Origin of the sequence: Mariniflexile gromovii (assembly GCF_017814435.1) — a bacterium.
Lineage (GTDB): Bacteria > Bacteroidota > Bacteroidia > Flavobacteriales > Flavobacteriaceae > Mariniflexile > Mariniflexile gromovii.
Genome location: NZ_JAGJCB010000025.1, coordinates 23431 through 48773, shown reverse-complemented (window position 1 = coordinate 48773; position 25343 = coordinate 23431). Strand labels below are relative to the sequence as shown.

Annotated in this window: 22 protein-coding genes, 2 tRNA genes and 1 other RNA gene; 9 read left to right on the top strand and 16 right to left on the bottom strand. The window is 33.8% G+C overall.

Going from position 1 to position 25343, the window contains the following annotated elements; translation table 11 throughout:
- Nucleotides 1-46: 46 nt before the first annotated feature.
- From J8H85_RS17240 to J8H85_RS17230, 3 genes are all read right to left on the bottom strand, one after another.
- Nucleotides 47-121: transfer RNA gene (locus J8H85_RS17240), tRNA-Pro, on the bottom strand.
- Between the two features lie 7 nt (nucleotides 122-128).
- Nucleotides 129-212: transfer RNA gene (locus J8H85_RS17235), tRNA-Ser, on the bottom strand.
- 96 nt (nucleotides 213-308) lie between these two features.
- Entirely contained in the window at nucleotides 309-2360 is a 2052-nt protein-coding gene (locus J8H85_RS17230) for an HD family phosphohydrolase (protein WP_209656701.1), read from the bottom strand.
- Between the two features lie 128 nt (nucleotides 2361-2488).
- Between J8H85_RS17230 and J8H85_RS17225 the strand changes: the two genes are divergently transcribed.
- Nucleotides 2489-3673, top strand: a complete 1185-nt coding sequence (locus tag J8H85_RS17225; RefSeq protein ID WP_209656699.1) for an acetyl-CoA C-acyltransferase — start codon at nucleotides 2489-2491, stop codon at nucleotides 3671-3673.
- A 111-nt stretch (nucleotides 3674-3784) separates the two neighbouring features.
- A complete protein-coding gene (locus J8H85_RS17220) occupies nucleotides 3785-4534 on the top strand; it encodes a C40 family peptidase (protein WP_209656697.1) in 750 nt (249 codons plus the stop codon).
- A 122-nt stretch (nucleotides 4535-4656) separates the two neighbouring features.
- Here the strand turns inward: J8H85_RS17220 and J8H85_RS17215 are convergent, their stop codons facing one another.
- Nucleotides 4657-5907 (bottom strand): tetratricopeptide repeat protein, encoded by a 1251-nt coding sequence (locus J8H85_RS17215; protein ID WP_209656695.1) that lies wholly within the window; start codon nucleotides 5905-5907, stop codon nucleotides 4657-4659.
- A 16-nt stretch (nucleotides 5908-5923) separates the two neighbouring features.
- A complete protein-coding gene (gyrA, locus tag J8H85_RS17210; RefSeq protein WP_209656693.1) occupies nucleotides 5924-8494 on the bottom strand; it encodes a DNA gyrase subunit A in 2571 nt (856 codons plus the stop codon).
- Between the two features lie 260 nt (nucleotides 8495-8754).
- Between gyrA and J8H85_RS17205 the strand changes: the two genes are divergently transcribed.
- Nucleotides 8755-11301: an ATP-dependent Clp protease ATP-binding subunit gene (locus tag J8H85_RS17205; protein ID WP_209656691.1), complete on the top strand. Its 2547-nt coding sequence runs from the start codon at nucleotides 8755-8757 to the stop codon at nucleotides 11299-11301.
- A 66-nt stretch (nucleotides 11302-11367) separates the two neighbouring features.
- Here the strand turns inward: J8H85_RS17205 and J8H85_RS17200 are convergent, their stop codons facing one another.
- Nucleotides 11368-12669 (bottom strand): MFS transporter, encoded by a 1302-nt coding sequence (locus J8H85_RS17200; RefSeq protein WP_209656689.1) that lies wholly within the window; start codon nucleotides 12667-12669, stop codon nucleotides 11368-11370.
- A 72-nt stretch (nucleotides 12670-12741) separates the two neighbouring features.
- Complete coding sequence (locus tag J8H85_RS17195; protein WP_209656687.1) at nucleotides 12742-13557, bottom strand: M48 family metallopeptidase; 816 nt, start codon at nucleotides 13555-13557, stop codon at nucleotides 12742-12744.
- 161 nt (nucleotides 13558-13718) lie between these two features.
- Between J8H85_RS17195 and msrB the strand changes: the two genes are divergently transcribed.
- Together msrB and J8H85_RS17185 are read left to right on the top strand one after the other, a co-directional pair.
- Entirely contained in the window at nucleotides 13719-14189 is a 471-nt protein-coding gene (msrB, locus tag J8H85_RS17190; protein ID WP_209656685.1) for a peptide-methionine (R)-S-oxide reductase MsrB, read from the top strand.
- 111 nt (nucleotides 14190-14300) lie between these two features.
- A complete protein-coding gene (locus tag J8H85_RS17185) occupies nucleotides 14301-14852 on the top strand; it encodes a DUF1572 family protein (RefSeq protein WP_209656684.1) in 552 nt (183 codons plus the stop codon).
- A gap of 56 nt (nucleotides 14853-14908) precedes the next feature.
- Here J8H85_RS17185 and J8H85_RS17180 read toward each other — a convergent pair whose 3' ends face one another.
- The gene (locus J8H85_RS17180; protein ID WP_209656683.1) at nucleotides 14909-16192 is read right to left on the bottom strand and encodes an NAD(P)/FAD-dependent oxidoreductase; all 1284 of its coding nucleotides are present in this window, start codon (nucleotides 16190-16192) and stop codon (nucleotides 14909-14911) included.
- Between the two features lie 117 nt (nucleotides 16193-16309).
- Here J8H85_RS17180 and lpdA point away from each other — a divergent pair, with 117 nt between their 5' ends.
- On the top strand, nucleotides 16310-17686 hold the full coding sequence (gene lpdA / locus J8H85_RS17175) for a dihydrolipoyl dehydrogenase (RefSeq protein WP_209656682.1): 1377 nt from the start codon (nucleotides 16310-16312) through the stop codon (nucleotides 17684-17686).
- A 76-nt stretch (nucleotides 17687-17762) separates the two neighbouring features.
- On the opposite strand, the gene J8H85_RS17170 is transcribed toward lpdA, so the two are convergent.
- The 5 genes from J8H85_RS17170 to J8H85_RS17150 form a co-directional block, all read right to left on the bottom strand.
- Nucleotides 17763-18239, bottom strand: a complete 477-nt coding sequence (locus J8H85_RS17170) for a hypothetical protein (RefSeq protein ID WP_209656681.1) — start codon at nucleotides 18237-18239, stop codon at nucleotides 17763-17765.
- Entirely contained in the window at nucleotides 18236-18742 is a 507-nt protein-coding gene (locus J8H85_RS17165; protein ID WP_209656680.1) for a hypothetical protein, read from the bottom strand. Before J8H85_RS17165 ends, J8H85_RS17170 begins: the two co-directional genes overlap by 4 nt.
- A 136-nt stretch (nucleotides 18743-18878) precedes the next feature.
- Entirely contained in the window at nucleotides 18879-19295 is a 417-nt protein-coding gene (gene aroQ / locus J8H85_RS17160) for a type II 3-dehydroquinate dehydratase (RefSeq protein ID WP_209656679.1), read from the bottom strand.
- Between the two features lie 76 nt (nucleotides 19296-19371).
- On the bottom strand, nucleotides 19372-19917 hold the full coding sequence (locus tag J8H85_RS17155; protein WP_209656678.1) for a hypothetical protein: 546 nt from the start codon (nucleotides 19915-19917) through the stop codon (nucleotides 19372-19374).
- Between the two features lie 342 nt (nucleotides 19918-20259).
- Nucleotides 20260-20802, bottom strand: a complete 543-nt coding sequence (locus J8H85_RS17150; RefSeq protein WP_209656677.1) for an autotransporter domain-containing protein — start codon at nucleotides 20800-20802, stop codon at nucleotides 20260-20262.
- 227 nt (nucleotides 20803-21029) lie between these two features.
- On the opposite strand from J8H85_RS17150, the gene xerA reads away from it, so the two are divergent.
- The 3 genes from xerA to J8H85_RS17135 all read left to right on the top strand — a co-directional run bounded on the left by xerA (nucleotide 21030) and on the right by J8H85_RS17135 (nucleotide 23191).
- Entirely contained in the window at nucleotides 21030-21926 is an 897-nt protein-coding gene (gene xerA / locus J8H85_RS17145) for a site-specific tyrosine recombinase/integron integrase (RefSeq protein ID WP_209656676.1), read from the top strand.
- Nucleotides 21927-22033: 107 nt separating this feature from the next.
- A complete protein-coding gene (locus tag J8H85_RS17140; protein ID WP_209656675.1) occupies nucleotides 22034-22366 on the top strand; it encodes a PAS domain-containing protein in 333 nt (110 codons plus the stop codon).
- A 75-nt stretch (nucleotides 22367-22441) separates the two neighbouring features.
- The gene (locus J8H85_RS17135) at nucleotides 22442-23191 is read left to right on the top strand and encodes a sensor histidine kinase (RefSeq protein ID WP_209656674.1); all 750 of its coding nucleotides are present in this window, start codon (nucleotides 22442-22444) and stop codon (nucleotides 23189-23191) included.
- Between the two features lie 47 nt (nucleotides 23192-23238).
- On the opposite strand, the gene rny is transcribed toward J8H85_RS17135, so the two are convergent.
- From rny to J8H85_RS17120, 3 genes are all read right to left on the bottom strand, one after another.
- On the bottom strand, nucleotides 23239-24813 hold the full coding sequence (gene rny, locus J8H85_RS17130; RefSeq protein ID WP_209656673.1) for a ribonuclease Y: 1575 nt from the start codon (nucleotides 24811-24813) through the stop codon (nucleotides 23239-23241).
- 59 nt (nucleotides 24814-24872) lie between these two features.
- A non-coding RNA gene (gene ssrS, locus J8H85_RS17125) (6S RNA) lies at nucleotides 24873-24979 on the bottom strand.
- Between the two features lie 57 nt (nucleotides 24980-25036).
- Nucleotides 25037-25330 carry a cell division protein ZapA gene (locus J8H85_RS17120; protein WP_132218847.1) on the bottom strand — a complete coding sequence of 98 codons (294 nt, stop codon included), beginning with the start codon at nucleotides 25328-25330 and terminating at the stop codon, nucleotides 25037-25039.
- Nucleotides 25331-25343: the final 13 nt, after the last annotated feature.

Here is a 25343-nt window from a genome sequence, read left to right as displayed (position 1 = left end):
ATCATACGATTAACAGGTTTTTGATATTGATTGATATACTAATTTGTCGGGGTGGCAGGATTCGAACCTGCGACCTCCTGCTCCCAAAGCAGGCGCGATAACCGGGCTACGCTACACCCCGAAAATTGCGGAGAGACAGGGACTCGAACCCTGGCGACAGTTACCCGTCGACAGATTAGCAATCTGCTCCATTACCACTCTGGCACCTCTCCTAAAATTCTATTATGAACTTGTGCAATAAAATTGCGGTTGCAAATGTAATGTATACATTATAAGAACGCAACTAATTTATTCAATTTTTTTAAATATTATTCAGGGTATTCAATCCGTAAATGGTAAATGTTTGCAAGCTTGTGTTTTAGCACTTTTTTTATAGATTGGATTTCCTTAAAAGTAATGTTAGCATTTAAAAATTGTCCGCCTTCAATTTGCTTATCTATAATATTTTCTACAAAAGCATCAATTTTTGTAGATGTTGGATCTTTCAAACTTTTTGAAGCTGCTTCAACACTATCGCACATCATCAATATGGCGGTTTCTTTGCTAAATGGTTTAGGCCCTGGATAACTAAAGTCTAATTTATCTACCTCTTCATAATCTTTCTTCTCCTGCATATAAAAATAATATACAATACTTGTACCGTGATGCGTTCTAATAAAATCTATAACTCTATCTGGTAATTTATATTTTTTTGCTATTTCAATCCCGTCAATAACATGCCCTGTAATTATTCTGGCACTTTCTTTTGAAGATAATTCATCATGAGGGTTGATACCTGTGGATTGGTTTTCGGTAAAATAGGTTGGGTTCTTCATTTTTCCAATATCATGATACAAGGCTCCTACCCTTACTAACATGGCATTGGCACCTATTTCGTTTGCCGAAGCTTCTGCAAGATTTGCTACATTTAACGAATGGTGAAATGTACCGGGTGCCTTATTTGAAAGTTCTTTTAAAAGTTTTGAATTCGTATCAGACAATTCTAAAAGTGATACGTCTGAAACCAACCCAAATATCTTTTCATATATATAAATAAGCGGTTGCACAAATAGAGTGGCAAGCCCACTTAAAACAAACCAAATAAACATTTCCCACTTAATGGTTTCCACACTACCTTCGTGAATAACGAAAAAGGCAAAATACGCAACAATATATATAAGAGTTATTTGACCTACGGAAATAAACAGGTTAGCACGTTTATACAATTCCGAAACGGTTAAAATTGTTACAATTCCTGCTATAATTTGAAGAAACATGTACTCATAACTATTGGGTACAATGAATCCTAAAAGCAATACTGTGATAACGTGGGCAAACAAACCTAAACGCGCATCAAAAAACGCTTTAAATATTAATGGTAAAATACAAATGGGTACAACATAGATAAACTGCGAGTTGTAATTTACAACCAAGGTGGTAATAAACACCATTAACAATATATTAAAGAAAATAAAAGTGACCTTGGTATTGTTTTCAAATACTTCTTCTTTTCTGTATTTTCTTAAAAATAAAAGCAGCATCAACAAAGCCAACGCCACTAGTAAGGTATAAGCGAAAAGTATCCAGTTGTAATTCGATTCCGTCCAAATTTGAGATTCGTATTCAGACTGTAATGATTTTAATTTTTGATACCTATCACCTTCAATTATTTCACCTTTAGAAATAATTAATGTTTCCTTTTCTACACTCCCCCTTGCATATGCTATTTTATTTAACTCTTCTTGTAATGCTTTTTCGGTAAACGATTTATCAAATGTTAAATTTGGCTGTATAAGTTCAAAAAACAACGATACAAAATTTGTTTTATAGTTAGTTAAATGGTGCTTTTGTAACACATTATTTATAACAGGGGTAACGGCATCTTGCTTTATTAAATCTGAGAAAAAACCGTCTTGTTTTTTAACGCGTTCGTCAAGAATGGCAATAGCCCTATCTTCAGAAAAACTATAACTTTCATTTAAAACACCAAAAGCGTAAAACTCAGAAATTATTTCTTTTCCAACTTTATATAATTTTTCTAATATTCTTTTTGAAATTGAATCGGAAAAAGCACTTTTAAATTGCTGTTTATACAACTCATTTACTTTAGTTTCTACAGTATTATCAATATCAAAATATAATATGGAATTATCAATAATAGTTTGCTTTTCTGAAGCTATTTCTGCGTCTGATTTTTTTATAGCAAAATCAAAAGGGGCATATAAATTTTCAGATTGCCATGGCTTTCCTTTTTCAAAACTGTATTTAAACTTTCCGCTTTTTGGAAACAAATACACAATTAAAAAAGTAGTACAAACAAACAACAGACCTTTATAAATCAAGGAATGGTTTCTATATAATTTATTTATAAAGTCTTCCATTTAAAAAGTTAAGGAAATCAAAAGTAATAAAATTATAAGGCAATCCTATTTTTTATAATCATTGAATCGCTCTAATATCTATTAAAAAATCATTATTTTCGCATACTATAAGTTTTAAGATTTATCTAATGAATAAAGAAGTAGTTATTGTTTCGGCTGCAAGAACACCAATTGGTAGTTTTATGGGGGCGCTTTCAACAGTTACCGCACCTCAACTTGGTGCTATTGCAATAAAAGGCGCTTTAAATAAAATAAACTTAAAACCAGAATTGGTTGATGAAGTACTAATGGGCAACGTGGTTCAAGCAGGGACAGGACAAGCACCCGCAAGACAAGCTGCTATTTATGCCGGCATACCTAATACGGTGCCCTGTACTACAGTAAATAAAGTTTGCGCTTCTGGAATGAAAGCCATTATGCAAGCTGCACAAAGTATTGCTTTGGGCGATGCCGATATAATTGTTGCTGGAGGCATGGAAAACATGAGTTTAATTCCGCATTATTTACACGCTAGAACTGGTACTAAATTTGGACCAACAACGCTAATTGACGGGATGCAAAAAGACGGTTTGGTTGATGCTTATAACCAAAATGCCATGGGTGTTTGTGCCGATGCTTGTGCTACCGAATATAAGTTTTCTCGTGAAGACCAAGATGCTTTCGCAATTCAATCGTACAAACGAGCTGCAGCAGCTTGGGATGGTGGTAAATTTGATAATGAAGTGGTACCTGTAGAAGTACCTCAGCGACGTGGAGAACCCATTATGGTTGCCAAAGATGAAGAATATACTAATGTTATTTTAGATAAAATCCCGCAATTACGCCCTGCTTTTTCAAAAGATGGAACGGTTACTGCTGCCAATGCTTCTACCATAAATGATGGTGCCGCAGCGGTAATTTTAATGAGTAAAACTAAAGCAAAAGAACATGGTTTAAAACCGCTTGCAACCATAAAAAGTTATGCCGATGCTGCCCACGAACCTGATTGGTTTACTACAGCTCCTGCAAAAGCACTTCCAAAAGCTTTAAACAAAGCTGGAATTGAATTGAAAGATGTCGATTTTTTTGAATTCAATGAAGCTTTTTCTGTAGTTGGATTAGCCAACATGAAAATTCTTGGGCTTAATGATAGCCATGTGAACGTAAATGGTGGTGCCGTTTCACTTGGCCACCCTTTAGGCTGTTCGGGTGCTAGAATTGTGATTACTTTATTAAATGTTTTAGAACAGAACAATGCCAAAATTGGTGCAGCCGCTATTTGCAATGGCGGTGGCGGAGCATCAGCAATTATTATAGAACGCAAAGAGGATTGATTATTTTATTGATTATTTTTATTTAAACATGGTTTTTTATTCAAGATTTTGTACCAAATCACTCACAGCATATCAACATATAATTATCAATAAGCAATAGACAATAATTATATGCAATACGGAATTTGTAATTTAAGCATTGTTCCTCTTAGAAATGAACCATCGGATGCTAGTGAACTTGTTTCACAGGTTTTATATGGCGATATTTTTAAAATTTTAGAACAACGTAAAAGTTGGAGTAAAATAAGACTTGCTTTTGATAAATATGAAGGTTGGATTGACAACAAACAACTTATAGAAATTACTGAAGAACAATACAACCAGCTATATAAAGAAAGTCCAAAACTTTCCATTGACTTAGTTGAATTTATAGAGGATACCAACCAACAATTACACCCTATTTTATTAGGTTCCTCACTTAACGGGTTATCTATTTTGAATCATAATCACGATGGCACTATCGTTGAAGGAAAAAAACCAAAAGAAAACCTTATTAAAACCGCTTTTCTATATTTAAATTCACCTTATTTATGGGGCGGAAAAACCCCATTTGGAATAGATTGCTCAGGTTTTACACAAATGGTTTACAAACTTAATGGTTATAAATTATTGCGCGATGCCTCACAACAAGCAACGCAAGGGGAAGCTTTAAGCTTTATTGAAGAAAGCGAACCTGGAGATTTAGCTTTTTTTGATAATAATGAAGGCGCTATTACCCACGTTGGCATTATAATGAGCGATAACTACATCATTCACGCACACGGTAAGGTTAGAATTGATAGATTAGACCACTCGGGTATTTATAATGTAGACAGAAAAGTACATACCCATAAACTTCGGGTTATTAAAAAAGTAATCTAAGAAATGCTTTTATTTGATTTTGCTTTGTTAGTAAAAATTCCAAACTTCGTTTATCTAAAAAATCATCAATAAAAAACGCCACTAATAGCGGCGTTTTTTAATATTACATCAAAATCAAGCTTTTAATTTTCAGCTTCTAAAGCTTCAACTTTTGCTTTCATTTCATCTTGTTTAGCTTTTTCACCTAAAATACTGTAAATATTCGCTAAGGTTTTTGCTGCACTAATATTTTTAGTATCAATTTCAAGTGCCTTTGTTAAATAAGGAACAGCTTGCTTATATAAATCTAAACGTTGCGCTCTTAATTCGTCATAACGCAAATCATCCTTTTTAGAACTACCTAAACCATTCATTTCTTTAATAATTGGTTCTTCCTTTGAAAGAATTAAAGCCGATAAATTTATATATGCATTAATGAATTCTGGATCTAAAGCAATAGTTTTTTCATAATATGCTTTGGCAGCTTCCGGATTGCCAGAATCTGCTGATATCACACCTAAATTATACTGTAATTCAGGGTTATTAGGGTCCATTTGGGTTGCTTTTTCCAATAAACTCTTAAATTGTTCCGTTTTACCAGTTTTATAATAAATGTTAGCTTCAGATAGAATTAAGTTAATATCATCTGGATTTTCTTCTCTTGCTTCTTTTATGGCTGCAAGTGCTTTATCATTATCTCCCTTATCAATATAAATAAGCGCTACATTTCTAACAATTTCTGGCTTTTTAGACTCTGTTTTACGCTCTCCTGGGTTGTTGTGGCTTTTTGCTTGAACATACAGGTTGCGTGTGTTTTTATCAAGAATTTCTTCTTTACCTGTTTCAACATTGGTAGCGAAATACTGTGTCTCAATACCTGTGTAACCTAAATTTTTAAGTTCTTCATAAATAGTTAATGCTCTATCATATTCTTGAACATTCACAGCCGTTGCTGCAGCATAATAAAGGAACAAAGTGTCTTTGGGACTTAATCTGTAAGCCTTCTCAAAATACTTTGAAGATGTTGAAAAATCTTTATTTTCATAAAACTTATTCCCTTTGGTTATGATATTATTAACCATGGATTGTTTCAATTCAAATGATTCTGAAACATAATCGCCTTTAACGTTTTGTAAACTTTTTAAAGCAGCATCAATATCATTCATGGACCCTGCACCACCAGCATACAAAGCGGCTGCATTTAAATAATAATACTGGGCTTTGTACTTATCATCCATAGATGATAACAATGGTTCTACTTCTTTTAAAGCTGCTTTAGCTTCGGCATAATTTTTTCCTGATATAGCTTTGTCGGCGGCTCTCAATTCCTTTTTTTGGGCAAATGAAAATGCGCTAACTGAAAATGCCAATGCTATGATAATCTGTTTTTTCATTGTTATAATTTTTAATTTAGTTTTCTGTGTTATTTTCTTCTATAGTACCATCATTATCAAGAGTTGTGCCATCGTCCGAAGCATCCAAGTTTTCAACATCTTCAGAATCAACAACTTCATCATCTTCATCACGCATCACTTTAGCAACTGCCGCAATGGAATCGTTATTTTTAAGATTAATTAATTTAACGCCTTGAGTAGCCCTACCCATAACTCTTAAATTTTCAACCTCTAATCTAATGGCAATGCCCGATTTATTGATAATCATTAAGTCATCATTATCGGTTACACTCTTAATTGCCACTAATTTACCAGTTTTTTCTGTAATAGAGATGGTTTTCACGCCTTTTCCTCCACGATTTGTAATTCTATATACTGGTTCACCATCCTCAGGGTCATCAATATAGGTGCGTTTTCCATAACCATTTTCTGAAACCACCAATACCGATTCTTCTTGAGGGTTTTCAATAGTAACCATACCTATCACTTCATCTTTTTTATCAGCAAGCGTAATACCTCTAACTCCAGATGCACTACGGCCCATAGGACGTGTTTTCGCTTCTTCAAAACGAATGGCTTTACCAGACTTAAGCGCTAACATCACTTGGCTATTACCAGTTGTTAAACGTGCTTCTAATAAAATATCATCTTCTTTTATGGTAATAGCATTGATACCGTTGGTTCTTGGACGTGAATACTGCTCTAAAGAAGTCTTTTTAACTTGACCATTTTTAGTGGCCATGATAACATAATGACTATTAATATAGTCTTCATCTTTAAGATCTTGAGTACAAATGAATGCTTTTACAGCGTCGTCTTGCTCAATATTTATTAAATTTTGAATGGCACGACCTTTAGATGTTTTACTACCTTCGGGAATTTCATAAACACGCATCCAGAAACATTTCCCTTTTTGGGTGAAGAATAACATATATTGGTGGTTGGTACCCACGAATAAATATTCCAAGAAATCTTCATTTCTGGTGGTTGAAGCTTTTTGACCAACCCCACCTCTATTTTGCGTTTTGTATTCTGATAATGAGGTACGTTTAATATAACCCGCATGAGAAATAGTAATTACTACTTTTTCATCTGGAATCATGTCTTCAATACTTAAATCGCCACCAGCATACTCGATGGTTGAACGACGCTCATCACCATATTTTTCTCTTACAACCGCTAACTCATCTTTAATGATTTCCATTCGACGCTCTTTCCTTTCTAAGATATCTTTAAGGTCGATGATGAGTTTCATAATGTCCTCGTATTCTGAACGCAGCTTGTCTTGTTCTAAACCTGTAAGTTGACGCAAACGCATTTCAACAATAGCTCTGGCTTGAATTTCTGAAAGTTTAAAACGTTCTATTAAATTTTCACGAGCTTCATCTGCATTTGAAGATGCTCTGATGATTTTAATTACTTCATCAATATTATCAGAAGCAATAATCAATCCTTCTAAAATGTGAGCACGTTCTTCCGCTTTGCGTAATTCATAAGTAGTACGTCTTACAACAACTTCATGTCTATGCTCAACAAAATAATGTATAAGTTCTTTTAAATTTAATAACTGCGGACGTCCTTTTACCAATGCAATGTTATTAACACTGAATGATGATTGTAGGGCGGTATATTTAAATAATTTATTAAGAACGATGTTTGGTATAGCGTCACGTTTTAAAACGTAAACAATGCGCATCCCGTTTCTATCCGATTCATCGCGAATGGTAGCGATCCCATCCAATTTTTTCTCATTTACCAAGTCCGCAGTCTTCTTAATCATTTCTGCTTTATTGACTTGATACGGTATTTCGGTAACAATGATACACTCACGCCCTTGAACCTCTTCAATATTGGCTTTAGCACGTATTACGATGCGCCCCCTACCTGTATGAAACGCTTCTTTTACACCATCGTAGCCATAAATAGTACCACCTGTTGGAAAATCGGGTGCTTTAATGTGTTTAATTAACTCGTCTATTTCTATATCGTTATTTTCGATATAGGCAATCGTACCATTAACAACCTCGGTTAAATTGTGAGGCGGCATATTGGTTGCCATACCTACCGCAATACCAGAAGCACCATTAACCAATAACCCAGGAATACGGGTTGGCAGTACAGTTGGTTCTTGTAAGGTATCATCAAAATTAAGTTTGTGGTCTACAGTTTCCTTGTCAATATCTGCCAACATATCCTCCGATATTTTACGCATACGCGCCTCGGTGTAACGCATTGCCGCAGGACTATCTCCATCTATCGACCCAAAATTTCCTTGGCCATCAATTAACATATATCTTAAACTCCATTCTTGAGCCATACGTACCATGGCATCGTAAACCGATGTATCGCCATGGGGGTGGTATTTACCTAAAACCTCTCCAACTATTCTTGCTGATTTTTTGTGGGCACCTGTTGCTCTAACACCCAATTCGTGCATGCCAAAAAGTACACGTCTGTGAACTGGTTTTAATCCATCTCTTACATCTGGTAAAGCACGTGACACAATGACCGACATTGAATAATCAATGTAAGCCGTTTTCATCTCATCTTCAATATTAATAGGGATCAATTTTTCTCCTTCTGCCATAAATAATTTAATTAAGTTTTATGTGTTTTTCAAAACATGCTAATATACGTATTTCAATAGCTAAGATGTGTTTAAAAATGGCATTTTTTCGTGTTTTTTATTAACAATTTTGAAAGCTTTTTTCGTTAATAAATATCAGATGAAAAATTTTGATTTTATAAAGATTTTTTCGTCAATTAGCAACTTTCACACATTTTAGGGTATAGTTTTTGCCGTTGGTAAAATGTTTTACTATTTTTAATGCAGAAAGGAAACGAACTATGGATGATAATTTTTCCCAAAGAGTAAAAGATGTAATTGCTTTTAGCAAAGAAGAAGCACTGCGACTTGGTCATGATTTTATCGGGACCGAGCACTTAATGCTTGGAATTTTGCGTGATGGCAATGGCAAGGCTATAAATATTTTAAACGCATTGGATGTAGATTTAAACCATCTACGTCGCAAAGTAGAAATATTAAGTCCCGCTAACCCGAATATTGTAGTAGCTTCAAACAATAAAACGAACCTACATCTTACTAGGCAAGCAGAACGTGCTTTAAAAACAACATTTTTAGAGGCTAAACTTTTTCAAAGCACCTCTATTAATACAGCGCATTTATTGCTTTGTATTTTAAGAAATGAAAACGACCCCACTACCAAGCTTTTAAATAAGCTTAAAGTTGATTACGACAACGTTAAAGAACAATTCAAATTTATGATAACAAACGACAGCGATTATATAGAACCAAAAGCAGAATCATTTCAAGATGATGATTCCCATACTGAAGATGAGGCTTCAAAAGATATTTTTAATTCACCTACAAGTAAAACCAACAAGAAATCCAAAACGCCTGTTTTAGATAATTTTGGACGTGATTTAACTGCTTTGGCAGAAGAAGGCAAGTTAGACCCTGTAGTTGGTAGAGAAAAAGAAATTGAGCGTGTTTCTCAAATTTTAAGTAGAAGAAAGAAAAACAACCCGCTTTTAATAGGAGAACCTGGTGTTGGTAAATCGGCCATTGCCGAAGGTTTAGCACTTCGTATTGTAAAACGAAAAGTATCGAGAATACTTTTTGGAAAACGTGTTGTGACTTTAGATTTAGCAAGTTTAGTTGCTGGAACTAAATACCGTGGACAGTTTGAAGAGCGCATGAAAGCCGTTATGAACGAGCTTGAAAAAAATGATGATGTTATTTTGTTTATTGATGAAATCCATACTATTGTTGGTGCCGGTGGCGCAACGGGAAGTTTAGATGCCTCCAACATGTTTAAACCTGCATTGGCACGAGGTGAAATTCAATGCATTGGTGCTACTACTTTGGACGAATATCGCCAATATATTGAAAAAGATGGTGCTTTAGAACGTCGTTTTCAAAAGGTCATTGTAGAACCAACTACGGTTACAGAAACCATTGAAATTCTTAACAATATAAAAGCTAAATACGAAGAGCATCATAATGTTGATTACACACCTGAAGCTATTGAAGCTTGCGTGAAATTAACAAGCAGGTACATGACCGAGCGATTTTTACCAGACAAAGCTATTGACGCTTTGGATGAAGCGGGTTCGCGTGTACACATCACCAATATTGAAGTGCCAAAACAAATTATTGAACTTGAAAAACAACTAGAAACGGTAAAAGAAACCAAAAATTCGGTTGTTAAAAAGCAAAAATATGAAGAAGCGGCAAAATTGAGAGATGATGAAAAACGCATTGAAAAAGAATTAGCCATTGCACAAGAAAAATGGGAAGAAGATACCAAACAACACCGTGAAATTGTTACTGAAGACAATGTTGCCGATGTAGTTTCGATGATGACCGGTATTCCTGTAAATAGAATTGCACAGACTGAAATAAATAAATTAGCAGAACTTCCTAAACTTATTAAAGGTAAGGTTATTGGTCAAGACGATGCTGTTGCTAAGGTTGTAAAAGCCATACAACGTAACCGCGCCGGACTTAAAGACCCAAACAAACCCATTGGTTCATTTATATTTTTAGGTCAAACAGGTGTTGGTAAAACACAATTGGCAAAAGTATTGTCTCGCGAATTATTTGACAGTGAAGATGCGCTTGTTAGAATAGACATGAGTGAATACATGGAAAAATTCGCTATTTCTAGATTAATTGGTGCACCTCCAGGATACGTTGGTTACGAAGAAGGTGGGCAATTAACCGAAAAAGTAAGACGCAAACCTTATGCGGTTATTCTTTTAGATGAAATTGAAAAAGCGCATCCAGATGTATTTAACATGTTACTTCAAGTGCTTGACGATGGTTATTTAACCGATAGTTTAGGCCGAAAAATTGACTTTAGAAATACCATTATCATTATGACTTCAAATATCGGAGCTCGTAAACTTAAAGATTTTGGTGCAGGAATTGGCTTCGGAACCGCTTCGCAAAAAGCACAAGAAGATGCCAATGCTAAAGGTGTTATTGAAAATGCTTTAAAGAAATCATTCGCTCCTGAGTTTTTAAATCGAATTGATGATGTAGTAGTCTTTAATCCTTTAGAAAAAGAAGATATCAATAAAATTATTGATATTGAACTTGGCAAACTTCTATTAAGAATTAAAGATTTAGGTTACCATTTAAAACTAAGTGATAAAGCAAAAGATTATATTGCCGACAAAGGTTTTGATAAACAATATGGAGCCAGACCTTTAAAACGTGCGATTCAAAAATACGTTGAAGATGCTTTAGCTGAAGAAATTATTACTTCGCATGTTGAAGAAGGTGATAGTATCAATATTGATTTAGATGAAAAAGCCCAAGAACTAAATATTAGTATTGAAAAGGCTGAAAAGCCAGCGGAGTCTTAATTGAGCATTCCTTATAAACTGAAAAAAATCCGCACTTATAAACCAAGTGTGGATTTTTTTTGTCTGTTACTTTGCTTCTTTTGGCACTCTAAACAATAAAACAATACCTGCTAAAAAGAATAAAAACAAAAACAGAATACCATTTCTCATACTACCCGTAATTTGGTCTATAGATGCAAAAATAACCATACCAATTACGATGCCTATTTTTTCGGCAACATCATAAAAACTAAAATACGATGTGGTATCTTCGGTTTCTGGTAAAAACTTAGAATAAGTAGACCGTGCCAATGCCTGAATACCTCCCATAACCAATCCTACTAAAGATGCTGCGATGTAAAATTGAACAGGAGTCTCCATGAAGTAAGCATAAAAACATAAACTCATCCAAATGAAATTAACAAAAATCAATGTTTTTATGTTTCCAAATTTTTCTGAAGCTCTCGATGTCAAAATAGCTCCTACAACTGCTACCAATTGTATAATTAATATACTAACTATAAGTCCCGTTGTTTTTTCACCATCACCACCCCAAGCTATTTCTTCTTCACCAAAATAAACAGCCACCAACATAATGGTTTGAACCGCCATACTAAATACAAAAAAAGCATACAGATAGCGTTTCAACCTTAAATTTTGTTTTAATTGCACCCAAACCAAGCGCAATTCTTTCAATCCATTAAAAACAATGGCGGTAGTAACTTTATGACCTGAAGATGTTCCTTTAGGTAAAAAATAAAATGAATATTGACTAAATAACGCCCACCACAACCCTACGGTTATAAATGAATAACGCATCATCTGCATTTTAGAGGCACCATCATCTTGACTCATCACCATGGCTAAATTCACTATAAGTAAAATAACGCTTCCTATATAACCTAGCGAAAAACCTTTGGCACTTACTTTATCTTGTTGCTCCGGAAAAGCAATGTCTGGCAAATAGGAATTGTAAAAAACCAAGCTTCCCCAGTAGCCTATCAATCCCATAAAATAAAAAAGCAAACTCCAATGAATTCTATCGGGTGTTATATCAAACCAATACAACCCAATACAACCTGCACTTCCAACGTAACAAAAGAATTTCAAAAAGTTTTTTTTGTTGCCTACATAATCAGCAATACCAGAAAGTATAGGCGATGTAACAGCTACTACCAAAAAAGTAAATGCAGTTACAAATGTTATTAACGCGGTGCTTTTAAATTCTGTTCCGAAAGCATGCACAACTTTTATTTCACTTAAAAACAATGCCGAATAAAATATGGGAAATATGGAAGAAGCAATGGTTAAGGTATAAACCGAATTAGCCCAATCGTAAAATGCCCACGCATTTAAAAGTTTTTTACTTCCTTTTTCCAGTTGTTCCATAATAAAAAAGCTGCCCTTTTATGAGCAGCTTCAAAGTAAACAAATATTTTTGAATTCTATCTTACCTAATTATTACTTAAATGAAGTTACACCAAATTTGGCTGCTTCTTTTCTAGCTTCTGGCGCTAAAGCCGTAAGATTAGAAATTCTTGAATCGTTTGACGGGTGTGTACTTAATAATTCTGGTGGTGCTTGTCCGTTACTTGCGGCACTCATACGTTTCCAAAGTTCTGCAGCTTCTTCTGGGTTATAACCTGCAATCGCCATTAAATACAAACCAATTTTATCGGCTTCCGTTTCATGTGCTCTACTAAAAGGCAACATCACCCCTACTTGAGACCCTATACCGTAATATTGGTTAAACGCATTTCTGGATGCCTCATCTTTAATGGCCACATTTCCAGCAATGGCAACACCTTGCTGCACATAAGCAGCACTCATACGTTGTTGCCCGTGGTTTGCCAAAGCATGTGCTACCTCATGCCCCATAACGGCCGCTAAACCTGCTTCGTTTTTTGTAACTGGCAAAATACCGGTATAAACCACAATTTTTCCTCCAGGCATACACCAAGCATTTATGGTTTTGTCATCTACTAATTTATATTCCCATTTGTAGTCATTTAAATAACCAACATGTCCGTTTGCGTTTAACCAACGTTCTGCCGCAACCGCTATCTTTTGTCCTACTCTAGTAACCATCGCAGCATCAGATGTACCTGTTACCACTTTGTTTTCAGATAAAAATTGATCGTATTGCGCAAAAGATGTTGGAAACAACTGGGAATTCGGCACTAAAGCCATGGTTTTCTTTCCTGTAAACGGGTTTGTGGCACATGCCGAAATCAATCCCGCCATACCTAATATTATAAATGCATTTTTCAGTTTCATCTTTATTGTTTTATTTTCGATATAAAAATACAAAAATTGTACCTTAATTATTTAACTTAAAAATACATTATTTATGACTCAAAAGAATTTAATGCTTTTAAACTGTTATGTTGATTCTTTATAAACGACCAAAAGAAATATAAAACCTCAAAATAAATTACATGAAAAAGTTAATCATATTCTGCACTGCTTTAGTTTTATTCAGCTGCAATGGCAATGCTCAAAAAGAAAAAAAACAAACCTATAAAATTACCAAAACCGATGCCGAATGGAAAGCTCAGTTATCGGACATGGAATATTACGTTTTAAGAGAAGCAGGTACCGAACGGCCATTTTCAAGTCCCTTAAACAAAAACTACAAAAAAGGCACTTACGTTTGTGCTGCGTGCAATACCCCATTATTTAAAAGTGAACATAAGTTTGACTCCGGTACGGGATGGCCAAGTTTTGATAGAGAAATAAAAGGCAATGTTGCTTTTGGTAAAGATAATGATTTGGGCTACTCGCGTGATGAAGAACATTGTGCTACTTGTGGCGGGCATTTAGGTCATGTTTTTGATGACGGACCAAAAAACACAACAGGTAAAAGACATTGTATAAATGGTGTGGCATTAAAGTTTATTCCAGAATAAATAAACTTTAAAATTCCAAAAAGCAAGCCGCAAATTCCAACTTATTTTCATTAAAAAAACTGCTTTTGAAACTTGTTATTTTTGTAATTTAGAATTTGAAATTTGAATAAAATGGAAAGCTATTTAATAAGTGTTATCAAACAATTTGAATACTACAAAAGTTTAGGTGATAAAACTTTTAATCAATTAACTTTTGAAGAAATTCAATGGCAAAGTAATGAAGACTCCAACTCTATCTCCATTATAGTAAAGCATATTGTTGGCAATATGTTAAGCCGATGGACTCATTTTTTAACCGAAGATGGCGAAAAAACATGGAGACATCGTGATGCAGAGTTTGAAGACACTTATCCTTCTTTTGAAGATTTAATAGCCTCTTGGGAGAGTGGTTGGGCTTGTTTGTTTTCTGCTTTAAAATCTTTAAAAAGTGAAGATTTAGAACGTATCATTTACATTCGAAACCAAGGACATACCGTTACCGAAGCCATAAACAGACAATTGGCACATTATCCATACCATATTGGGCAAATTGTTTTTTTAGGGAAGCTTTTAAAAGGTAATGAATGGCAATCGCTTTCTATACCTAAAGGAAATTCATCAAAATATAACGAAGAAAAATTCAGCAAAGCAAAAGAAAGACGCCATTTTACGGATGATTTGTAAAACTTCTAAGATTCAAAGTTGCTGAGTTCCAAAGTTGCTAAGCTGATTTGATTGCTTTAACTTTTAAGTTTTTTCTTAAACGGACGGATAATCAAACGGGCCTCCCTATCAAAACGGATATAATTATACACCCAATTTATAAAAACCACCATACGATTTCTAAAACCAATTAAGAAAAACAGGTGTACAAACATCCAAACATACCACGCAAAAACACCCTGAAATTTGAATTTTGGTAAATCTACCACCGCCTTGTTGCGCCCAATAGTTGCCATGGCACCTTTATCTTTATAAATAAATGGTTGCATTGGTTTTTCCTCTATCAACCGAACCATGTTTTCGCCCAATTGCTTTCCCTGTTGAATGGCAGGTTGCGCCATCATGGGCAATCCATTTGGGAATTCTTCGGTAGCCATGCAAGCAATATCACCTATTGCAAAAACATGGTTAAACCCTTTAACTTGATTGAATTCGTTCACCAAAAGTCGTTCGCCTTTTGTAACAAATTCGCCAGCATCCATACCTTTAATGGCGGCACCTTTTACACCTGCTGCCCAAACTAAAGTAGCAGTTTCAAAAGTTAAATCGGTATTGGTGGTCACTGTTTTACCATCGTAATTGGTAACGCGTACATTCTTCCAAACGTTCACCCCTAATTTTTCTAAAAAATCTTCGGCTTTTTCAGATGCCTTATCACTCATCCCTTTCAAAATACAATCGCTGGATTGGATGATATGAATTTGAGCCAAACGTGTATCTAAATCGGGGTAATCTTTAGGTAAAATGCCTTTTTTAATTTCAGCCAAAGCACCTGCAAGCTCTACGCCTGTTGGGCCACCGCCAACTATTACAAAATTCATTAAGGAGTTACGTTCGTTCAAATCGGAAGTCAATAACGCTTCTTCAAAATTTTCTAAAATTAGGCTTCTCAAATTTAAAGATTCCGGTATGGTTTTCATGGCCATACTGTGTTTTTCAATTTCAGAATTACCAAAATAATTGGTTTCGGCTCCTGAAGCAATCACCAAATAATCGAATTTAAGTTCGCCAATATCTGTTAAAACTTTATTTTCAACCGTATTAATTTCTTCAACATTTGCCAATCTGAAATGGAAATTCGGAAAATCCTTAAGTATTTTTCTAATGGGATACGCAATGGAATCTGGCTCTAAACCACCCGTAGACACCTGATAAAGAAGCGGTTGAAACGTATGGTAATTATTTTTATCCAACAAAACCACTTGTACTTCTTGCTTTGATAGCTTTTTGGCCAAGGCAACGCCTGCAAAACCACCACCTATAATTACGATTCGAGGAAAACTTGTTCTTGGTATGTTCATAAGGTAATTGTTGAAAACAAAGGTAATAAAAGATATAAATTTATAGACTTCTAAATTCTTTATTCAAATTAGGTTTCGTAAATTCGTAGCCAGATATTAACCGATTAAAAAAATCTCATGAGTAAATACGATATTATTGTTCTTGGAAGTGGTCCAGGTGGTTATGTTACAGCCATTAGAGCATCACAATTAGGTTTTAAAACTGCTATTGTAGAAAAAGAAAATCTTGGTGGTGTATGTTTAAATTGGGGATGCATCCCTACAAAAGCCTTATTAAAATCTGCCCAAGTATTTGAATATCTTAAACATGCAGGCGATTATGGTTTATCTGTTAAAGAATATGATAAAGATTTTAATGCTGTAGTTGGTCGTAGCCGTGGTGTAGCCGATGGTATGAGCAAGGGTGTTCAATTTTTAATGAAAAAGAACAAAATTGACGTTATTAATGGCTACGGAAAAATTAAACCAGGCAAAAAAGTAGATGTTGACGGAACCGAATACAGTGCCGACCACATTATTATTGCTACAGGTGCACGCTCTCGCGAATTACCAAGTTTACCACAAGACGGTAAAAAAGTAATTGGATACAGAGAAGCCATGAGTTTAGACAAACAACCTAAAAAAATGATTGTGGTTGGTTCTGGTGCAATTGGTGTTGAGTTTGCTTACTTCTACAACTCTATGGGAACTGAAGTTACTATTGTAGAATTTTTACCAAACGTGGTACCTGTTGAAGATGAAGATGTATCAAAACAATTAGAAAAATCATTTAAGAAAAGTGGTGTCAATATCATGACTTCGGCTGAAGTCACTAAAGTTGATACTTCTGGAAATGGCGTTAAAGCTACCGTAAAAACCAAAGACGGTGAACAAGTTTTAGAAGCTGACATTATTTTAAGTGCCGTTGGAATTAAAACTAACATTGAAAACATTGGTTTGGAAGATGTTGGTATTGTTGTAGACCGCGATAAAATATTAGTTGATAAATTTTACCAAACAAATATGCCTGGGTATTATGCCATTGGCGATGTAACTCCTGGTCAAGCATTAGCACACGTTGCTTCGGCTGAAGGTATTTTATGTGTTGAAAAAATTGCAGGCATGCATGTTGAAGCCTTAGACTACGGAAACATTCCAGGTTGTACTTACTGTACTCCAGAAATTGCAAGTGTTGGTTTAACTGAAAAGCAAGCAAAAGAAAAAGGAATCGACATTAAAGTTGGTAAATTCCCATTCTCTGCTTCTGGAAAAGCGAGTGCTGGTGGCAACAAAGATGGTTTTGTAAAAGTTATTTTTGATGCTAAATATGGTGAATGGTTAGGTTGCCACATGATAGGTGCTGGTGTAACCGATATGATTGCCGAAGCTGTTTTAGGTAGAAAACTAGAAACTACAGGACACGAAGTATTAAAAGCAGTGCATCCGCACCCTACTATGAGTGAAGCGGTTATGGAAGCTGTTGCTGCTGCTTATGATGAAGTTATTCACTTGTAGACTTCTTAGAACTATTAGACGTCTTAAATTATTAGATATAAAAAAGGTTTCAGAAATTCTGAAACCTTTTTTGTTTTTAAAATCTAAATTTTGAGCCTAATTTAAAGGCGCTTTTTGAACCAAAAGTATAATCGGTTTGTATTGGCATATCGTCTGTTAATCTATAATTAAACATGGCTTCAAATAATAAATTTTCAGATGCGTCGTATTGAACACCAAATGTACCATAAACCGACGGGCTATTCATCACACCCTTACCATCTGTATATAAATCAATTTTTGGTCCCATCAAAAGGCTCACTTTTTTAGTAATATTATACTTTAACAATAAAGGAAATTCAAAAACCGTATAATCACTTCCGGTTCTGGTATTCATTTCCTGCCGAAACGCCAAATTACTATTAAGTTTAATTTCTGTAAAATAAGCTCTGTAATAATTAGATTTGTTTTCATCTTTTGAAACCTCTAAATTATTATTATCGTCATTTTGTTGAGCCACAAGTAGTGCACTTTGCAACATCAAAATAAAGATTATAGCTATTTTAATCTTCATAATTTGAATTCTATCCCAAGTGTAAGCATATCTACGGTTGAATTATTTAAATCAGATTCTAATTTAGCTGCCCTGTACCCTAAAACAATATCTGTAGATTTAGAAATTCCATACTGAACTTTTGGTGCAAAATAAAATCCACTTTGATACATTTCTGATTCCATAGGTATAGCATAACCCAAATCGAGACCCAAATCAAAACTTTTGAAAACATTGAAACGAGTGGTTAAAGCTATTGGGATTAAAGGGATTTCTTCTGTTTCCAAAAATTTCACACTTCCTGAATAAAATTCTGGACGTTTAAACCAATATGACAAACCTGTTGTTAAACCAACATCGAATTTATCTGTAATATTCAACAAATAACTAATATCAAGTGCTGCAGAATATTCGTTACTAACACTTAATGGAACACCCCCACTCACCCCTAACCTAAACTCTTGGGCATTCAAGTTAATAAACCCAACAATTGCAAACACTAAACAAAGAGTAATTTTTTTCATTTTTAGAAATATTTTATTGATTAATAATAAAACAAATCTAATTGTATTCATTGTTAAAATTCTCACAATAAAATCGTAAAAAAACTACAATGTTAAGTTAATTAAATGTGAAATTTCTTAAAAATAAGGCTGTGTTCTAAAGAAAGCTTTGAATTGCCAACTCGTAACTCTGCAAACCAAAACCAAGAATAACGCCTTTGGCATTAGGTGAAATAAATGATTGATGCCTAAATTCTTCCCTGCCAAATGTGTTGGAAATATGCACCTCTACCACGGGCGTTTCAATCCCTTTTATAGCATCTCCAATACCAATAGACGTATGGGTATAGGCGCCGGCATTTAAAATAATACCATCAAAACTAAAACCAACTTCGTGTAATTTATCAATTAAAACACCTTCAATATTAGATTGAAAATAATCTATTTGAGCTTTTGGATATTTATCTTTAATCTCTTCTAAAAACTCAGTAAACGTTAAACTACCATAAATAGCTGGTTCACGTTTGCCCAATAAATTCAAATTTGGTCCGTTGATGATGATTAGTTTTTTCATGGCGTAAATATATTAAAAATTGGATATAAAAAAACCGAAGGTATTAGCTTCGGTTTTTATAAAAATTTCTCTTCAATTAGAAATGTAAAGCAAATCCTATACGAAATTCAAAAACGCTTTCATCAGTAAAATCCTCATTTAAAGAATGATTATAGCGAATACCAGGCTCAATTGACACATTGTTTCCTACAAACCAAGCATAACCTCCTTGAAGACCTAACCACAATGGTGTTTCATCTCCAAAATAATCATCACTAGAAGCACCAGTTACATCTATTTGTACTGGAAATTTACTAACAATATAATATTTTGCACCTAATTTATAAGTAAAAGATGAAGCTCCATCATAATCATTATATCCAAGACCCAGCTTAACAGCTAAATCATCCATCACAAAGTATCCACCTTCTGCACCAATAGACCAAATTGTAGTACCATCAATAGAGTACAAACCAAATCCTGTATTAGAAGAATTACCAGTATTTTCAATACCACCAAAACCTGTATTAGCTTCTATTAAAATTTTACCTTTTGCTGTTTGACCACCACCTACTGCGTCTTGAGCGTTTACTTGTGATAATCCTAATACTGCAATTGCAGCACTTAATAATAATTTTTTCATAATTTTTAAATATTAAATTTGATTAATTCGCAACAAAAGAAGTTCATTTTTCTCACATCAGCAAACAAAATTTAACATTTCACCGAAAAAAAATGTATTTAAAGGATGTTTTATTCTAATTTTTACTAAAAAATTATACTTATCCTACACGCAATTAACAAGTTAAGTTATGATTTGGTTTATAATAAATTATCGCTTTATTAATGAATGATTGAGCACCAATACTGAATTTAAAATAGCTTTTTAGGTAAAAATTTTACTTTGCAATTCAAAAAGTATTATATATGGGACAAAAAAACCGAAGGGATTAGCTTCGGTTTTAGAAATTTTTTTATAATTAAATTAGAAATGTAGCGCAAACCCAATACGTGCTTCAAAAATACCCTCATCTGTGAAATCCTCATTTAAAGACAAGCTATATCTAATTCCTGGTTCAATACTTACATTTTCACCTAAAAAAATAGCATAACCACCTTGTAAACCTAACCATAATGGATTCTCATCAAAATCTGTAATACTAGCCCCATTAACATCAACTTGAACAGGTATTTTTCCCATAATGTAATATTTAGCACCTAGCTTATATGAGAATACCGAATCGCCGTCGTAATCAGTATACCCCAAACCTACTTTAACAGCCAAATCATCCATTACAAAATAACCTCCTTCAGCTCCAATAGACCAAATTGTGGTACCATCAACCGATACCAACCCAAAGCCAGTATTTGCTGTATGTTGTAAAAAACCAACTTCACCTACTCCGGCAGAAAAACCAGTGTTAGCTTCTATAAGCCATTTTCCTTGAGATGTTTGTGTTACATCTTGCGCATTTACCGTAACAATTGAGAAAATAATAAAAATTGTCAATAAAAATAGTTTTTTCATAATTAAAATGGTTTTAATTGATTATAATGCAAATTAACAAGCATTCTTCTTGGATAACGGATTCTAAAACCTGAGTTATTAACAATTTTATTAACATACCAAATTTAAAATATTGATTTACAGAAAATTAAAATATAAATTATTAACAATTTATATGGATAAACTCCCATAATTGCTTTTTATAATTTTCTATTTAAATTATAAAAATTAGCATTATTTTTACACTTATGAAATGGGAAAACGCACTGAAAGACTATAAACTCTATTTAAAAATAGAACGCGGTTTATCTAAAAATTCCATTGATAATTATAGTCTTGACGTTAAAAAATTAATTGGTTATTTAGAAGCACATAATATGAGCGTTTCACCAATTTCAATTAAAACCGAAACTGTTCAACAATTCATTTATGAAACTGCTAAAGTTGTAAACACCCGATCGCAATCGCGTTTAATATCTGGATTACGTAGTTTTTTTAGTTATTTAGTATTTGAAGATTACATAACTTCCAATCCTTTAGATCTTATTGAATCTCCTAAAATAGGGCGAAAATTACCCGATACCCTTTCAGAGGAAGAAATTGATAAGCTAATTCATGCCATTGATTTAAGTAAACCCGAAGGCGAACGCAATAGAGCTATGTTAGAAACCTTGTATGGCTGTGGTTTACGGGTTAGCGAACTTATCAATCTTAAAATATCCGATTTATTTTTTGAAGAAGGTTTTATAAAAGTAACAGGCAAAGGTGACAAACAACGTTTTGTACCTATTATAGGTGTCACCCAAAAATATATCAATATCTACAGAAGTGCCATTCGAAATCACATGACTGTTAAAGCTGGATTTGAAGATACCTTATTTTTAAATCGAAGAGGCAAACAACTTACACGGGCCATGGTTTTTACCATTATAAAACAATTGGCTGAAAAAATAGGACTTAAAAAAAGCATATCTCCTCATACATTTAGGCATTCGTTTGCTACACATTTACTTCAAAATAATGCCGATTTAAGGTCCATACAACTTATGTTGGGTCATGAAAGTATCACTACAACCGAAATTTACGTTCATCTGGACAAAAGCCATTTAGCAAAAATTGTAGAAAAATACCACCCTAGAAAGTAAGCATAATTAGCCAATTTTTATTATATTTAATCAATTCATTTGTATTTTGCTATAACTAACATATATATTATCTTATAATAATTTATATTTTAAACCCTCATATTATAATGGATAATAAATCTGGCGATTATAAAAATTCCGAGTTAATCAATTCAATGTCAAGTAATTTTAGTGAGTATAAATGGAAATTTGCACTAAAAAACTCAAACATTGGAATTTGGGAATTTGATGCTCATTTAAACAGGGTATTTTTTTCAGAGGAATCAAAAAAAATAATTGGCATTGAGTCTGAAGAATTTGGAACCAATCCTCAAGACTGGAACAATAGAGTTCACCCAGAGGATAAAGAAAAATACTTTAAAGATTTTAAAGACCACTTAAACGGACTTAAGCCCCTATACACCAATGTACATCGTGTGATGCACAAAGATGGGACATAAAGATGGATTTCAGACAAAGGAAAAATAATTGATAGGGATAATGAAGGAAATCCACTAAGAATTATTGGAACACATTTGGACATTACAGAGCTTAAAGAAAAAGACCTTGCCAATACGAAACTGTTGAATTTGCTAACACTTCAAAACGAAAAATTAACAAGTTTTGCCCACATAGTTACGCATAATCTTAAGTCGCATGCTGCAAATTTTGAAAACTTATTAGAATTTTATGATGAAGCAGAAACAGCTAAAGAAAAGGAAGAATTAATTGCACATATAAAAACCGTTACCCAATCTTTAAGTAAAAGTATTTCTAATCTGCATGAAATAGTATCGGTTCAAACAAATAAAAACGAAACAACGCAAACGTTAAACGTTCATACTTACATAAATAATGCTTTGAAACTTTTAGAAGTAGAAATAGAACAAACCCATGCTGTAATAATAAATAATGTAGACCCACTAATAAATATAGATTTTAACCCAGCATATTTAGAAAGCATATTTCAAAATCTATTGTCAAATTCCATAAAATATAAACATCCAGAAAGAGATCCATTAATTAAGTTCAATTCATCGGAAACAAAATGTTCATATATAATTACTGTGTTAGATAATGGTATAGGTATAGACATGGAAAAATACGGCAATGAAGTGTTTAAACTTTACAGAACATTCCATAAAAACGAAAACTCTGAAGGTGTTGGCCTTTACCTTATAAAAAACCATATTGAATCTTACAACGGAAGTATAGAATTAAATAGTGCTGTAAATAAAGGCTCCATGTTTACTATCACACTACCAAAAAAAAATCCAGTTAGTTAACTGGACTTTTTTTAATTTATGGGTTCTTTAAAAGAATTAAATAAACTCTATTTTGCAATATTTACCGCTCTGGTTTCTCTAATTACAGTTACTTTAACTTGACCAGGATAGGTCATATCGGTTTGTACTTTTTGAGAAATGCTGAATGATAAATCGGCTGCTTTTTGGTCGTCAACCTTTTCGCTTTCCACAATAACACGTAATTCTCTACCTGCTTGAATAGCGTATGCTTTTTTAACACCATTAAATCCGAAAGCAATATCTTCCAAATCCTTTAAACGTTGAATATAACTATCCAATACTTGGCGACGTGCTCCTGGGCGTGCACCAGAAATAGCATCACAAACCTGAATAATTGGCGCTAACAACGATTTCATTTCTATCTCATCGTGATGTGCTCCAATAGCATTACAAACATCGTCCTTCTCACCAAATTTTTCAGCCCATTGCATACCTAAAATAGCATGTGGCGTTTCCATATCAGCTTCAGCATCTGGCACTTTACCTATATCGTGCAATAATCCAGCACGTTTTGCTAATTTTGGGTTTAAGCCCAATTCCGCAGCCATAACGCCACAAAGCTTAGCTACTTCACGTGAATGCTGCAATAAGTTTTGCCCATAAGACGAACGGTATTTCATTCTACCTACCATCTTAATAAGTTCTGGATGTAAATTGTGAATTCCTAAATCTATAACAGTACGCTTACCAACTTCTATAATTTCCTGTTCAATTTGTTTTTTGGTTTTCTCAACAACTTCCTCAATTCGTGCAGGGTGTATTCTACCATCGGTCACTAATTTGTGCAATGATAAACGTGCAATTTCACGTCTTACAGAATCGAAACAAGATAAGATGATGGCTTCTGGAGTATCGTCAACTATAATTTCAACACCTGTAGCTGCTTCAATAGCACGGATATTTCTACCTTCACGACCAATAATACGCCCTTTCACATCATCAGATTCTATATTGAAAACAGACACACAGTTATCAACCGCTTCTTCTGTACCTATACGCTGAATGGTGTTTATAATAATTTTTTTAGCGTCTTGTTCAGCTGTTAATTTCGCTTCCTCCAAAGCACTTTGAATGTATGCCATGGCATCACTTTTAGCTTCTCCTTTTAAAGATTCCACTAATTGCGATTTTGCTTCTTCAGCAGAAAGGCTGGAGATGACTTCAAGTTGCTGTACTTGGCTTTTGTGTAATTTATCTATTTCCTCTTGCTTTTTATCAAGAACACCTAATCTGTGATCATAATCTCTTTCTTTTGCTTCAAGATTTTCACTTAACTTTTTATTCTTAGCAAGTTCGCTGGATACTTGAGATTCTTTGTCACGAATGCGTTTTTCAGCTTCGTCCATTTTTTTATCACGAGCCAAAATCACTTTTTCGTGTTCAGATTTAAGTTCCAAAAACTTTTCCTTCGCTTGAAGTAATTTATCTTTTTTTATTGCTTCTCCTTCACTATTGGCTTCCTTAAGTATTAAGGTTGCACTTTTTTTAGCTTCCTTAACAAGTTTAGAAGCATTATTTTTCTCTAAGGCTTTTGCTATAATAAAACCTATTACAAGTCCTAATATTACACACCCAGCAATCAATATAATTGAGTTATCCATTATTGTGTTTAGTTAATTTTAATATATAAAAAAGCCTACACCAGTTTGAGATTTTGTATAAACTCCTTAAAAACAAGTTTAGGGCTAACAAGCTGATCAAGGATCTGCTCGAGACAGCATGCTTTTACAACTTAAACTCACCCTTTTTAAAGAATTAACGTTGAGTTTATCAAAAATAAATAACTAATGTAGGCAGTAACTTTTAGTTTATTTTAAAGAACGTTTAAGAGACTAAATGAGATTGTAACAAACTATTTAAAGCATTTAGTTTTTCTTCTACATGCTCACTTACACTCTCTTTATCTATAGATTTCTGTTCTACTTGAGAAGCAAATTGTAAAGCACACATAGCCAATACATCTTGTTTATCTCGAACCGAATAACTTTGCTCAAATTGCTTAATCATTTCATCAATGTTCTTAGCAGCTTTACGTAAGCCTTCTTCTTGACTTGCATCAATAGTTAAAGGATACACGCGATTTGCTATAGATAGCTTTATTTTAAGCTTTTCAGACATTGATTTTGATGTT

Coding starts and splice junctions, on each gene's coding strand:
- J8H85_RS17165 (WP_209656680.1), bottom strand. CDS start 18,742: ATGAAAAAAATTACTCTTTGTTTAGTGTTTGCAATTGTTGGGTTTATT.
- J8H85_RS17205 (WP_209656691.1), top strand. CDS start 8,755: ATGGATGATAATTTTTCCCAAAGAGTAAAAGATGTAATTGCTTTTAGC.
- gyrA (WP_209656693.1), bottom strand. CDS start 8,494: ATGGCAGAAGGAGAAAAATTGATCCCTATTAATATTGAAGATGAGATG.
- J8H85_RS17180 (WP_209656683.1), bottom strand. CDS start 16,192: ATGAACATACCAAGAACAAGTTTTCCTCGAATCGTAATTATAGGTGGT.
- J8H85_RS17195 (WP_209656687.1), bottom strand. CDS start 13,557: ATGAAACTGAAAAATGCATTTATAATATTAGGTATGGCGGGATTGATT.
- J8H85_RS17220 (WP_209656697.1), top strand. CDS start 3,785: ATGCAATACGGAATTTGTAATTTAAGCATTGTTCCTCTTAGAAATGAA.
- J8H85_RS17230 (WP_209656701.1), bottom strand. CDS start 2,360: ATGGAAGACTTTATAAATAAATTATATAGAAACCATTCCTTGATTTAT.
- msrB (WP_209656685.1), top strand. CDS start 13,719: ATGAAAAAGTTAATCATATTCTGCACTGCTTTAGTTTTATTCAGCTGC.
- aroQ (WP_209656679.1), bottom strand. CDS start 19,295: ATGAAAAAACTAATCATCATCAACGGACCAAATTTGAATTTATTGGGC.
- J8H85_RS17200 (WP_209656689.1), bottom strand. CDS start 12,669: ATGGAACAACTGGAAAAAGGAAGTAAAAAACTTTTAAATGCGTGGGCA.
- J8H85_RS17225 (WP_209656699.1), top strand. CDS start 2,489: ATGAATAAAGAAGTAGTTATTGTTTCGGCTGCAAGAACACCAATTGGT.
- J8H85_RS17215 (WP_209656695.1), bottom strand. CDS start 5,907: ATGAAAAAACAGATTATCATAGCATTGGCATTTTCAGTTAGCGCATTT.
- J8H85_RS17185 (WP_209656684.1), top strand. CDS start 14,301: ATGGAAAGCTATTTAATAAGTGTTATCAAACAATTTGAATACTACAAA.
- lpdA (WP_209656682.1), top strand. CDS start 16,310: ATGAGTAAATACGATATTATTGTTCTTGGAAGTGGTCCAGGTGGTTAT.
- J8H85_RS17120 (WP_132218847.1), bottom strand. CDS start 25,330: ATGTCTGAAAAGCTTAAAATAAAGCTATCTATAGCAAATCGCGTGTAT.
- J8H85_RS17155 (WP_209656678.1), bottom strand. CDS start 19,917: ATGAAAAAATTATTATTAAGTGCTGCAATTGCAGTATTAGGATTATCA.
- J8H85_RS17170 (WP_209656681.1), bottom strand. CDS start 18,239: ATGAAGATTAAAATAGCTATAATCTTTATTTTGATGTTGCAAAGTGCA.
- xerA (WP_209656676.1), top strand. CDS start 21,030: ATGAAATGGGAAAACGCACTGAAAGACTATAAACTCTATTTAAAAATA.
- J8H85_RS17150 (WP_209656677.1), bottom strand. CDS start 20,802: ATGAAAAAACTATTTTTATTGACAATTTTTATTATTTTCTCAATTGTT.
- rny (WP_209656673.1), bottom strand. CDS start 24,813: ATGGATAACTCAATTATATTGATTGCTGGGTGTGTAATATTAGGACTT.
- J8H85_RS17140 (WP_209656675.1), top strand. CDS start 22,034: ATGGATAATAAATCTGGCGATTATAAAAATTCCGAGTTAATCAATTCA.